Origin of the sequence: Streptomyces rishiriensis (assembly GCF_030815485.1) — a bacterium.
Lineage (GTDB): Bacteria > Actinomycetota > Actinomycetes > Streptomycetales > Streptomycetaceae > Streptomyces > Streptomyces rishiriensis_A.
The window spans coordinates 908771-921057 of record NZ_JAUSWV010000002.1; the positions used below are offsets into that span (position 1 = coordinate 908771).

At 72.9% G+C, this 12287-nt stretch carries 9 protein-coding genes and 1 pseudogene; 3 read left to right on the plus strand and 7 right to left on the minus strand.

What is annotated here, in order from left to right; all coding sequences use genetic code 11:
- Positions 1-54 precede the first annotated feature (54 nt).
- Positions 55-141: pseudogene (locus QF030_RS06440) on the plus strand (short-chain dehydrogenase); the annotation flags it as partial.
- A gap of 26 nt (positions 142-167) precedes the next feature.
- Here the strand turns inward: QF030_RS06440 and QF030_RS06445 are convergent.
- Positions 168-1757 carry a phytoene desaturase family protein gene (locus QF030_RS06445; RefSeq protein ID WP_307161672.1) on the minus strand — a complete coding sequence of 530 codons (1590 nt, stop codon included), beginning with the start codon at positions 1755-1757 and terminating at the stop codon, positions 168-170.
- A 171-nt stretch (positions 1758-1928) separates the two neighbouring features.
- Here QF030_RS06445 and QF030_RS06450 point away from each other — a divergent pair, with 171 nt between their 5' ends.
- Positions 1929-2438: an NUDIX hydrolase gene (locus QF030_RS06450; protein WP_307161673.1), complete on the plus strand. Its 510-nt coding sequence runs from the start codon at positions 1929-1931 to the stop codon at positions 2436-2438.
- Positions 2439-2445: 7 nt separating this feature from the next.
- Here the strand turns inward: QF030_RS06450 and QF030_RS06455 are convergent, their stop codons facing one another.
- The 4 genes from QF030_RS06455 to QF030_RS06470 all read right to left on the minus strand — a co-directional run bounded on the left by QF030_RS06455 (position 2446) and on the right by QF030_RS06470 (position 7456).
- Complete coding sequence (locus tag QF030_RS06455) at positions 2446-4680, minus strand: serine/threonine-protein kinase (protein ID WP_307161674.1); 2235 nt, start codon at positions 4678-4680, stop codon at positions 2446-2448.
- Positions 4681-4738: 58 nt separating this feature from the next.
- Positions 4739-5584: an oxygenase MpaB family protein gene (locus tag QF030_RS06460; RefSeq protein WP_307161675.1), complete on the minus strand. Its 846-nt coding sequence runs from the start codon at positions 5582-5584 to the stop codon at positions 4739-4741.
- 9 nt (positions 5585-5593) lie between these two features.
- Entirely contained in the window at positions 5594-6772 is a 1179-nt protein-coding gene (locus tag QF030_RS06465) for an acyl-CoA dehydrogenase family protein (RefSeq protein WP_307161676.1), read from the minus strand.
- A gap of 291 nt (positions 6773-7063) precedes the next feature.
- Positions 7064-7456 (minus strand): four-helix bundle copper-binding protein, encoded by a 393-nt coding sequence (locus tag QF030_RS06470; RefSeq protein WP_307161677.1) that lies wholly within the window; start codon positions 7454-7456, stop codon positions 7064-7066.
- Positions 7457-7602: 146 nt separating this feature from the next.
- On the opposite strand from QF030_RS06470, the gene QF030_RS06475 reads away from it, so the two are divergent.
- Positions 7603-7968: a DUF6479 family protein gene (locus tag QF030_RS06475; RefSeq protein WP_307161678.1), complete on the plus strand. Its 366-nt coding sequence runs from the start codon at positions 7603-7605 to the stop codon at positions 7966-7968.
- A 199-nt stretch (positions 7969-8167) separates the two neighbouring features.
- On the opposite strand, the gene QF030_RS06480 is transcribed toward QF030_RS06475, so the two are convergent.
- Together QF030_RS06480 and QF030_RS06485 are read right to left on the minus strand one after the other, a co-directional pair.
- Positions 8168-10552 (minus strand): excinuclease ABC subunit UvrA, encoded by a 2385-nt coding sequence (locus QF030_RS06480; RefSeq protein WP_307161679.1) that lies wholly within the window; start codon positions 10550-10552, stop codon positions 8168-8170.
- A gap of 554 nt (positions 10553-11106) precedes the next feature.
- A complete protein-coding gene (locus QF030_RS06485; RefSeq protein ID WP_307161680.1) occupies positions 11107-12084 on the minus strand; it encodes an ATP-grasp domain-containing protein in 978 nt (325 codons plus the stop codon).
- Between the last annotated feature and the right edge of the window lie 203 nt (positions 12085-12287).

The window sequence follows — 12287 nt, forward strand, 5'->3', positions numbered from 1 at the left end:
GACGGAAGCCCCTTTCTGATACTCCGCCAGATTCGCTGTCCTCGGCCGGGTACCGACCCGGACGAGGTCGCCCGGGCCGCGGCCTGGCCGCTGAGCGACCGGGCGTCCTGCGTCACGGGCACGGTCCTGCGGGTCGACGGGGCCTGCGGGCCTGATCCCGGGGCCGGTCAGCCGCCGGCCGGCTCCTCCAGCACCGCCATCGCCGCGTTGTGTCCCGGCACCCCGCTGACCCCTCCGCCGCGTACCGCGCCCGCGCCGCACAGCAGTACGTTGGCGTGCCGGGTCGCCACGCCCCAGCGGCCGGCGCCCTCCTGGGCGTACGGCCAGGCCAGGTCGCGGTGGAAGATGTTGCCGCCGGGCAGCCCGAGGTCGCGCTCCAGGTCCAGCGGGGTCCGCGCCTCGACGCAGGGGCGGCCGTCGGCGTCGGTGGCCAGACAGTCGGCGAGGGGCTCGGCGAGATGGGCCTCCAGCTGGGCGAGGGTCGTCCCCAGGAGCTCCTCGCGCACGGCGTCGTTGTCCCGTTCGAAGAGCCGGGCCGGTGTGTGCAGGCCGAACAGGGTCAGCGTCTGGTAGCCCCGCTCCACGAGGTCCGGGCCGAGGATGGTGGGGTCGGTCAGGGAGTGGCAGTAGATCTCGGAGGGCGGGGCGGCGGGCAGCTCACCGGCGGCCGCCTGGGCGTGGGCGGCGGCGAGCTGCTCGTAGCCCTCGGCGATGTGGAAGGTGCCGGCGAACGCCTCGCGCGGGTCGACGGAGCTGTCCCGCAGCCTGGGCAGCCGCTTGAGCAGCATGTTCACCTTGAGCTGGGCGCCCTCGGCGGGGGTGGGCGGCTCGTCGCCGGTGAGGGCCGCGAGCGCCTGCGGGGAGGCGTTCACCAGGACGTGCCGGGCGGTGGCGACGCCCTCGCCGTCGGCGGTGCGGTAGGTGACCTCCGCCGTGCGTCCGTCCGTGTCGACGCGTACGGCCTCGTGCCCGGTGGCCAGGACGGCGCCCGCCTCCCGGGCGGCATCCGCGAGGGCGTCGGTCAGGGCGCCCATCCCGCCCACGGGTACGTCCCAGGCGCCGGTGCCGCCGCCGATCACGTGGTAGAGGAAGCAGCGGTTCTGCTTCAGGGAGGGGTCGTGGGCGTCGGCGAAGGTCCCGATGAGGGCGTCGGTGAGGACCACGCCGCGCACCAGGTCGTCCGTGAAGCGCTCCTCGACGGCGACGCCGACGGGCTCCTCGAACAGGGTCCGCCAGGCCTCCTCGTCGTCGACGCGCCGCCGCAGCTCCTCCCGCGTGGGCAGCGGCTGCGTGAGGGTGGGGAAGACGCGCCGGGCGACGCGCCCGGTCATGCCGTAGAAGCGCTCCCAGGCCTCGTACTCGCGCTCACCGCCCGTCAGCCGCGCGAACGCCTCCCGGGTGCGTTCCTCGCCGCCGCCGACGAGCAGGCCGGTGGGCCGCCCGCCGCGCTCCACCGGCGTGTACGAGGAGATGGTGCGGCCCTGGACGCGGAAGTCCAGCCCGAGGTCCTGCACGATCTTCCGCGGCAACAGGCTGACCAGGTACGAGTAGCGTGACAGCCGGGCGTCCACGCCGGTGAACGGGCGAGTGGAGACGGCGGCGCCACCGGTGTGGCCGAGCCGTTCCAGCACCAGCACGGACCGGCCGGCCCGGGCCAGATAGGCGGCGGCGACCAGGCCGTTGTGGCCGCCGCCGACGATCACGGCGTCGTAGGCCCGGTGTCCGCGGAGATCCTCGTGTCCCTCGTGTTCAGGCATGGTTCTTCGTAACACGAGCCGATCAAGGTCGGCCAGAGGTGGTCCCGGCCGCTCCCGCGCCGCGCGCAGCCCGCCGACCGTCCTCAGGGATACGCGGTCTCGGCTCCCCTACGATCACGACGGCCTCGAGTAGGTTGTCACGCAAGCCGGTCGGACCTGAGGGGGAAACACGTGAGCACCGATCCGGAGCCCGGACCCCAGCCCCGCCGGACCGCCGCGACCGTCCCGCGGCCGGCCGCACGGCAGACGGTCCTCAACGTCGTCGGCGTCCACCTGTACCTGGAACGCGACGACAGGATCCTGCTCGGCCTGCGGCACCCCGACTCGTCCTTCGCGCCCCTGCGCCACCACTTCCTGGCCGGTCACTGCGAGCAGGAGTCCGCCGTCGCCTGTCTGATCCGCGAAGCCCGGGAGGAGGCCGGCCTGGAGATCGCGGCGGCGGACGTCGAACTGGCGCATGTCGTCCACGTCGTGGACTCGCCCGGCACACAGCCGCGTCTCCAGCTCGTCTTCCGCGCCGGACGGTGGCGGGGCGAGCCGCGCCTGCTGGAGCCGGACAAGTGTCTCGGCTGGGACTGGTGGCCCCTGGACGCACTGCCGGAGCCGATGGTGGGGTACGCGCGGGCGGCGGTCGCCGGGATCCGCGCCGGACGGCTGTACACGGAGCTGGGCTGGGCCTGAGCGAGCCCTACGCTCCGCCGGCCGCCCGTTGCTGCTGGAGCACCGCGACCCTCCGGTACAGCGCGACCGCTTCCTGGCCCCGGCCGAGCCGTTCCAGGCAGTGGGCCTCGTCGTTGCGGCCGGCGAGAGTGTCGGGGTGGTCGGCTCCGAGAAGGCGCTCACGGGCGGCGGCCACCCGCCGGTACTCGGTCAGCGCGTCCGCCCAGCGGCCCAGCCAGCCCAGGCCGACGGCGACCTCGCGGCGGCTGACCAGCGTGTCGGGGTGGTCCGCGCCGAGCACGCGCTCACGGATGGCGCACACGTCCCGGGACTCGGCGAGAGCCTCCTCCCAGCGGCCCAGCCGGCCGAGGTTGACGCCGAGGCCGTGGCGGGCCCGCAGGGTCTCGGGGTGCGCCGGGCCGTGGATGCGGGTGCGGTCGTCCACGAGCTCGCGGTAGAGCCGGAGCGCCTCCGCGCTGCGGCCGAGGCGGCCGAGACTGATGCCGGTCTCGTAACGGGCGGCGAGAGTGTCCGGGTGGTCGGGGCCGAGGGCCTGCGCACGGGCCGCGGCGACCTCGCGGTAGGTCTGGAGGGCTTCCGGCCAACGGCCCAGCTGGCCCAGGGCGTAGGCGACCTCGTAGCGGGTGACCAGGGTGTCCGGATGGGCGGGGCCCAGGACGCGGGCGCGGGCCACGGCCACCTCGCTCGCCATCCGGTGGGACTCCTCCAGACGGCCGAGTCTGCTGAGGCTGAAGGCGAGGTTGTGGCGGCAGCGCAGGGTGTCGGGGTGGTCGGGGCCCGCCGTGCGCACCCGCGCGGCGAGAACCGAGGTGTACACCTGGTGGGCGTCGAAGTGGCGGCCCAGCCGGCCCAGCACGTAGGCCGTCTCCTGACGGGTGGCGAGGGTGTCGGCGTGGTCGGCGCCCAGCACCCGGGTACGGGCGGCGGCCACCTGCCGGTACTCCCGCAGCGCGTCGGCGACGCGGCCGGTGCGGCTCAGGGCGAAGGCGACCTCGTAGCGGCTGGCGAGCGTCTCGGGATGGTCCGCGCCGAGCAGGTGCGCGCGTTCGGCGGCGACGGCGCGGTGCACCTCCCCGGCCTCCGCCCACCGCCCGAGCCGCCCCAGGCCGAGGCCGGCGCCGTGCCGTCCGGCGAGCGCGGCGAGGGCCTGCGGGGACGGCGCGTCCGGTACCGGCGCGGCGGGGACCGCGCCGAGCGCCGGCCGGGGGATCCACTCGCCGGTCAGGGCCGCCCCGGCGTCCGGGGGCGTGATCCGCAGGCCGGCGCCGGTGGCCTTGTGGCCGGTGGTCATGCCCTGCGTCCAGGACGGCAGCCGCGGCTCGCGTCCGGCGCCTCCGGGCGGACGCGGGTCGGGCCGGGGCGTCACCACGGTGGGTACGTACGCCGCCGGCGCGACCCGGCCCGCGGCGATGCGCCGGACGATCTCACGGGCGTCCCGGGGGCGCTGGTCGGGCCGTTTCGCCAGCAGGTCCAGGATGATCCGCTCGAGGTGTTCCGGCAGTTCGGGTCGGTGTTCGCGAGGGGGCCGCGGCGGGGTGTCCCGGTGGCCGACGAGGATCGCCCAGGGGTCCTCCAGGTCGAACGGCGGGGCCCCGGTGGCGATCTCGTACAGCACGCATCCCAGGGAGTAGAGGTCGCTGCGCTGGTCGACCTCCTCCCCGCCGATCTGCTCCGGCGACATGTAGTGGGGGGTGCCCATGGCGATGCCGGTGCCGGTGAGACGGGAGGTGAAGCCGATGTCGTGGCCGAGGCGGGCGATGCCGAAGTCGCAGATCTTCACCGTGCCGTCGGTGAGCCGCACGATGTTCGCGGGCTTCAGGTCGCGGTGCACGACGCCCTGCCGGTGCGTGTAGGCGAGGGCCGCGGCGACCTGGTCGGCGATCTCCACGACGTCGGGGACGGGCAGCGGCCGGCGCTCGTTGTCGTCCAGCAGCTGGCACAGGTTGCCGCCGTCGAGGAGCTCCATCACCAGGAAGAGGACACCGTCGCTGTCGCCGAAGTCGTGGACGACCGTCACGCCGCGGTGCTGGAGCGCGGCCGCGACGCGGCCCTCACGCCGGAAACGTTCCCGCAGGACCCGCCCGGAGGACGGGTCGTGGTGCGGAGCGATCGGTTTGAGGCACTTCACGGCCACCTGCCGGCCGAGGGACTCGTCACGGGCCCGCCACACCTCGCCCATGCCACCGCGCCCGATCCGGTCCAGCAGCCGGTACCGGCCCTGGATCAGCCTGCTCTCCGCCATAGTGCGCCGCCGCCCCCGTTGCTTTCCGGCCCTCCCCCGGCCGGTCCAGTATGGCGGTCTATCGCCCGACTTTGAACGGGGCCGGGCGAGCTTCGGGGCCGAGCCTCGCCATGGCCCGCAGGACGTGTTTGGGCGGGAGTTGCCACCGAAGACGTGCGGGAACGCAGCGCAGCAGGGTGCCCATGGCACGCAACTGCCGGGTGACGGCGGCGGGTTCCGGGGCCCGTCTGCCGTACAGCTCATGGGCGTACGGCGGCAGGGAGGCGTACGCCAGGTGCGCCACCCGCCGCCACAGCAGGGCGCGCGCCGGGACGAGCAGGGGGTGAACCGGCGGCCGCAGCAGGAAGTCGTCCACGTCGTGCGCCTCCGCCCCGGCGGCGAGTTCGGGGCGCGTCTTCTCGAAGTACGCGTCCATGTCGGCCCGGTCGGCCGGTACCTCGTCGGGGTCGAGCCCCACCAGCCGGGCGCTGACGCGGTGTTCGGCGAGATAGCGGTCGGCGGCGGCATCGGTGAGCGGGTAGCCGGAGCGGCGCAGGACGTGCAGGTAGGAGTCGATCTCGGCGCAGTGCACCCACAGCAGCAGCCCGGGTTCGTCGACGCCGTACCGCTCCCCCGTGTCCGGGTCGGTCGCGGACAGCATGCGATGGATCCTGCGGACGCGGGCCCCCGCCTTCTCGGCGGCCTCGCTGGTGCCGTACGTCGTGGTCCCGACGAAGTCGGCGGTGCGCATCAGCCGACCCCAGGCGTCCCGCCGGAAGTCGGAGTTCTGCATGACCCCGCGCACGGCACGCGGGTGGAGTGCCTGGAGGTAGAGCGCACGGACTCCGGCGACCCACATCATCGGGTCGCCGTGCAACTGCCAGGTCACACTCGTCGGACCGAACAGCCCGGGGTCGGCCTTCATACCGGCAGGCTAACGCCGTACCCGCGGCATTCCCAGGCCGATCCACGAGATGATCTCCCGCTGGATCTCGTTGTTGCCGCCACCGAAGGTGAAGATGACGGCGGAGCGGTAGCCGCGTTCGAGTTCGCCGTGCAGCACGGCGCCCGCCGAGCCCTCCTGGAGTGCGCCGGGAGCGGCGACGACCTCCATCAGCCAGGCGTAGGCGTCCCGGCGGGCCTCCGAGCCGTAGACCTTGACCGCGGACGCGTCCTGCGGGGTGAGGGTGCCGTGCTGGAGGGCGCCGACCATCTGCCAGTTGAGGAGTTTGAGCGCGTCGAGCTTCACCTGGGTCCGGGCGAGCCGGCGGCGCACCCAGGGCAGGTCGACCACCCGGCGGCCGTCGGCGAGCTTGGTCTCCGTCGCCCAGCGCTGCACGTCGTGCAGGGCGCGGATCGCCATCGTGCCGTGCGCGGCGAGGGTCACCCGCTCGTGGTTGAGCTGGTTGGTGATCAGCCGCCAGCCCTGGTTCTCGGCGCCGACGCGCCGGGAGACGGGTACCCGCACGTTCTCGTAATAGCTGGCGGTGGTGTCGTGGGAGGCGAGGGTCCTGATGACCGTGCAGGAGTAGCCGGGGTCACCGGTCGGCACGAGGAGCATGGTGATGCCCTTGTGCGGCGGGGCCTCGGGGTCGGTGCGCACCGCAAGCCAGACCCAGTCGGCGGTGTCGCCGTTGGTCGTCCAGATCTTCTGCCCGTTGACGACGTAGGTGTCGCCCTCGCGCACCGCGCGCGTGCGGAGCGCGGCGAGGTCGGTGCCCGCGTCGGGTTCGCTGTAGCCGATCGCGAAGTCGATCTCACCGGCGAGGATCTTCGGCAGGAAGTACGCCTTCTGCTCGTCGGTCCCGTACCGCATGATCGTCGGTCCCACGGTGTTCAGCGCCATCAGCGGCAGCGGCACACCGGCCTGGGCGGCCTCGTCGAAGAAGACGAACTGCTCGATCGGGGTGAGGCCGCGGCCGCCGTACTCCTCGGGCCAGCCGACGCCGAGCCAGCCGTCCGCGCCGAGGCGGCGGATCGTCGTGCGGTAGAAGCGCTTCGCGGCGACCGGGTCGATGTGCCGGGCGTAGGCGTTGTGCGGCACCAACTCGGCGAAGTAGGCGCGCAGTTCGGTGCGCAGCCGCAGTTGCTCGGGCGTGTGGTCGAGGTGCACGGCGCCTCCTGGCTCCCCAAGGCCGGTCCGGACGGCGCACACGGTAGAACGTGTTGCAGAAATTGGGAATGGCGAGGGCCTTTCTCACGCGGGCGCCGGCCCGCCGACGCCTGAGGCACTCGGGTGCCGGGTTCCTCCTGCGGGCTCATGGCGGTGCGGGCTCGTACCGATCCGCCCGCCCCTTCCGGTCCGGGGGGCCTCTCCGGACTCAAGCCCAAGCCGCAGGTCCAGGTCCAGATTCAGGTACAGGTACAGGTACAGGTACAGGTACAGGTACAGGTACAGGCAGGATCAGGCCAGCGTCTCCATGAACTCCGTGCAGGCCGTTGCGCAGGCGCGGCAGGCGGCTGCGCTCTCCTCGGCTCCCGGGTGCCTGTCGAAGACGTGGGCGGTCTCCAGGCAGACCGTCCGGCACCACTCCAGCTGGGCACGGATGCCGGCCTCGTCCAGGCGGTTGTCCTCGGAGAGCACGCGACAGGTCGCGTCGCACACCTCCGCGCACATGATGCCCTTGCGGCGCAGCAGCGCCTGCTCGTCGGTCCCGTCCGGATCCACGAGGCTCGCTCGCAGCGCACTGGCCCGCGCGCACTCGGTGCACGCCTGGGCGCAGGCGAAGCGGTCCTCCAGGAAGCGGAAGAGCTCCTGTTGCGAAGTCTGGTACGTCTGCGATGTCGTCGAAGTCACCCCTGCCGGGTAGCCGGGCGGGGCGTCGCGAAACCCGCGGGCCGGCCCGGAGGCGGCGTCGATCGCCGGGCGCGAACAGGCGCCCACGGATCGTCACGAGCCCGGAATGGCGGGTTCATGTCCCATTTAGGGGGTATTCGCCTGATATGACTAACGCAAGCCTTCAACTGGCCGCCACGAGCGGCCTGCTCACTCTCGGGATGTTCGGGGTCGGGCTGGCCCTCCTGGCAGTGCTGGGCGGCAGCTTCTGGCTGGGGACGCGTGTGAAGTCGCGCGAGCCGGCCCGGCCGCGTCCCGAGGAACAGCCGCATCTGCCGCCGGGCGGCGCGGTGCACGAGATACGCGAGAACCGGGAACCCGACGAGGTGCCCCGGACAGCGGAGGGCGGCCGTCCCCTCACGCCGTACGAACTGACCAACATGCAGACCCGCTCCAGCACGGACCAGAAACGGCCGCGCTGGAGCCGCGGCAGCAGCGGCTCGTTCGGCGGCGGTGGTCTGGGCTCTCACTGACCGACCTGCGGGCCGGGCCGACGGGCCTGGCCGCCCGAACCGGTCGGCGAGCAGGCGGCACGGTCACGGGAGGAGCCGAGCGGAGCGGGCCGTCACGGTGTCGACGGCCCGCTCCGCTGTCCTGCCCGCTCTCCCGCCCCGCTGTCCGGCCCGCTCTCCCGGCCCGGCGGGTTGCCCCGCGGTCCGGCCGGTGCCTCGGTCAGGCGCCGACGTACTGCGCGAGGTGCTCGCCGGTGAGGGTGGAACGGGCGGCGACGAGATCGGCGGGGGTGCCCTCGAAGACGATCCGGCCGCCGTCGTGGCCCGCGCCGGGGCCGAGGTCGATGATCCAGTCGGCGTGTGCCATCACCGCCGGGTGGTGCTCGACGACGATGACCGACTTGCCGGTGTCGACGAGCCGGTCGAGCAGGCCGAGCAGTTGCTCGACGTCGGCGAGGTGAAGGCCGGTGGTCGGCTCGTCCAGCACGTAGACCCCGCCCTTCTCGCCCATGTGGGTGGCCAGCTTCAGCCGCTGCCGCTCGCCGCCGGACAGGGTGGTGAGCGGCTGGCCCAGGCTGAGGTAGCCGAGCCCGACGTCGGCGAGCCGGCCCAGGATGCGGTGCGCGGCCGGCGTGCTCGCCTCACCTGCACCGAAGAACTCCTCGGCCTCGCCCACCGACATCGCGAGCACCTCGCTGATGTCGCGGCCGCCGAGGTGGTACTCGAGGACCGCGGCCTGGTACCGCTTCCCCTCACACTCCTCGCAGGTCGTGGCCACGCCCGCCATCATCGCCAGGTCGGTGTAGACGACGCCGACGCCGTTGCACGTCGGACACGCGCCCTCCGAGTTGGCGCTGAACAGCGCCGGCTTCACGCCGTTGGCCTTCGCGAACGCCTTGCGGATCGGGTCGAGCAGCCCGGTGTAGGTCGCCGGGTTGCTGCGCCGGGAGCCACGGATCGCTCCCTGGTCGACCGAGACCACGCCTTCGCCGGCCGGGATCGACCCGTGCACGAGCGAGCTCTTGCCGGAGCCCGCCACGCCGGTGACCACGCAGAGCACCCCGAGGGGGATGCCTACGTCGACATTGCGCAGGTTGTGCGCCGTCGCGCCGCGGATCTCCAGCGTGCCGGCGGGCTTGCGCACGCTCTCCTTGACGGCTGCCCGGTCGTCGAGATGGCGGCCGGTGATCGTGTCGCCCGACCGCAGCCCCTCGACGGTGCCCTCGAAACAGACGGTGCCGCCCGCCGTGCCGGCCCCGGGGCCGAGGTCGACCACGTGGTCGGCGATCGCGATGGTCTGCGGCTTGTGCTCCACCACGAGCACCGTGTTGCCCTTGTCCCGCAGCCGCAGCAGCAGGTCGTTCATCCGGCTGATGTCGTGCGGGTGCAGACCCGTGGTGGGCTCGTCGAAGACGTAGGTGACATCGGTGAGCGAGGAGCCGAGGTGACGGATCATCTTGACGCGCTGCGCCTCGCCGCCGGACAGCGTGCCCGACGGCCGGTCGAGCGAGAGGTAGCCGAGACCGATCTCCACGAACGACTCGAGGGTGTGCTGGAGCGCGGTGAGCAGCGGTGCCACCGACGGCTCGTCGAGGCCGCGGACCCAGGCGGCCAGGTCGCTGATCTGCATCGCGCAGGCGTCGGCGATGCTGACCTTGTCGATCTTCGACGAACGGGCCGCCTCGCTGAGCCGGGTGCCGTCGCACTCGGGGCAGACGGTGAAGGTCATCGCCCGCTCCACGAACGCCCGGATGTGCGGCTGGAGCGCGTCGATGTCCTTGGCCAGCATCGACTTCTGGATCTTCGGGATCAGCCCCTCGTACGTCAGGTTGATGCCGTCGACCTTGATCTTCGTCGGCTCCTTGTGCAGGAGGTCGTGCAGCTCCTTCTCGGTGAACCTGCGGATCGGCTTGTCCGGGTCGAAGAAGCCGCAGCCGCCGAAGATGCGGCCGTACCAGCCGTCCATGCTGTAGCCGGGGATGGTGAGGGCGCCCTCGTTGAGCGACTTGCTGTCGTCGTAGAGCTGGGTGAGGTCGATGTCGGAGACGGTGCCGCGGCCCTCGCAGCGGACACACATGCCGCCGGTGCGGGAGTAGGTCGCCTTCACCGTCTTCTTGGTGCCGCGCTCGACGGTGATGCCGCCGCTCGCCCGGACCGAGGCCGTGTTGAAGGAGTACGCGGTGGGCGGACCGATGTGCGGCCGGCCGAGCCTGCTGAAGAGGATGCGCAGCATGGCGTTGGCATCGGTGGCGGTGCCGACCGTGGAGCGGGGGTCGGCGCCCATCCGCTGCTGGTCGACGATGATCGCGGTGGTCAGCCCTTCGAGCACGTCGACCTCCGGCCGCGCCAGCGTCGGCATGAAGCCCTGGACGAACGCGCTGTACGTCTCGTTGATCAGCCGCTGCGACTCCGCGGCGATGGTGTCGAACACGAGTGAGCTCTTGCCCGAGCCGGAGACGCCGGTGAACACCGTCAGCCGGCGCTTCGGGATCTCGATGCTGACGTCCTTGAGATTGTTCTCGCTGGCGCCGTGCACGCGGATCAGACCGTGGCTGTCGGCGACGTGCTGCGCAGCCGGCGGGTCCGTCTTCTCGGCCATGCTCATCGTTTCTCCATCTGCTGCTCGTGACCGCCTTCGCGGGCTGGGGCGCCGCCCGGCTCGTGCTGACCGGGGCCACGCTAGCCGTGACCGGGTGACCGGCGCTTCTCGAATACTGATGGGTTCGGTCGCGCGCAGGTTCCGACAGGGGGCGGGCAGCAAGCGACGACGTCACCCTGCTGCTCACGCGGCTGCCGGGCCGCTCCGCCGGCCGCCGTCACCAGCCGCCTCCAGGCCGCCCGGGTCTTCGTGCCGGAGGGTCGGGCGTTTCTGCGCAGGGCGCTGACCTGCTGGAACCGTACGGAGCGGACCGCTGGCGTGCTTCGCTGCCGTGGGAGACGCTGACGAACGCCGTGCAGCACTCCGGGGGCCGGATCGGCCTGCGTCCGCACCGCACCGCCACCGACCTCACCGTCGTCGAGGTCAGCGCCCGCAGCCCGCGGCTCCCCCGACCGAGGATGCCGGTCGAGGACGCCGAGTCGGGTCGCGGCCTGATCCTGGTGCCTGCTCTCGCCGCCGACCGGCGGCTGCGGTCGGCGGCGAGGGCAGGACGACCTCGTTCACGCCGAAGCTGTGAGTCCCCGGGTCGGTCCGCCGAGGGCCGGTGCGAAGGCGTCCAGGTGCGCCTGGACGTACGGAACGGCCACCGCCCGGAGTTCGAGTTCGCCGTCGACGAAGGCGGGCTGGACGTTGACCTCGAAGACGACCCCGCCGTTCTCGACCGCCAGGTCGACCCCGGCGAAGGGCAGCCCGACCGACGCGGTGGCCTCGACGGCGAGTTCGGCGAGCCGGGGCTGGAGGTCCTGCGGGGCGATGTGGACGGCGGTGGCGCCCTGGCAGGTGTTGCACGGGATGTCGGTCTGCGGCTGGAGGTGCTCGCGGGCGTGCACGACGCGGTCGCCCAGGACGAAGACACGGAACTGGTGGCGCCGGCCGTCGGCGGTGATGTTGCCCGCGTCGCGGGAGAGCAGCCAGTCGGTGCCGCGCTCGGCGTAGTAGGCGGCGGCGAGCTCGAGTTGGGCGGGGGTGGTGACATGGAAGGTGTCGTTGCCGCCGGTGCCGACGACGGGCCGGGCCCAGGTGTCGCGGCCGAGCCGGTCGAAGGTGTCGGCGGCCTCCCGCCGGGAGGGCCGGGACAGCACGGCGGTCTCCATCTGGGCGACACCGTCCCGGACGAAGCGTTCGACGGTGAGGTTCTTCTCGGTCGCCGTCCGCCAGGCGTCGGGTCCGGCCGCCAGGGTCACCACGTCATGGCGCTCCAGCAGCTCCTGGAAGCCCGCGAGAGCCCGCCGGTGGTGCGGGGGGATCTCGTAGAGCAGTACGACGTCGGGTACGAAGTCCAGCCGCTCCTCGGGGACCTGGAGCCGTAACCGGCCTCCGTCGCGGACGCCGCGGCCGGTTCCGCCGGTCGCGAAGTGCCGGGAGTCGACCCGGACGGGCGGGGCCCCGGTGAGCAGTTCCACGGCGTCGGCGAGATACTCACGGCAGCCTTCGGGTGAGGTGGGGTCGGCGATCAGGGCGATGCACGGTCGGGACACAGCGGCCTCCAGCGGCTCTCGACGCGCGCTCGTACCGCGGACGGGCCCCCGCACGGCACGAGCGGTGTCACGGATGGTGCCTGTCGCGCGAGTGGCCGCCGTACCCCTCGCCCCGGGAGCCGCTCCGGCGCGCGGAACGGCTACCGGCTCCGGGTCCGGGCGCGTGCCGGGCGAAGGACGAGTACGAGCGACGACCACCGGCG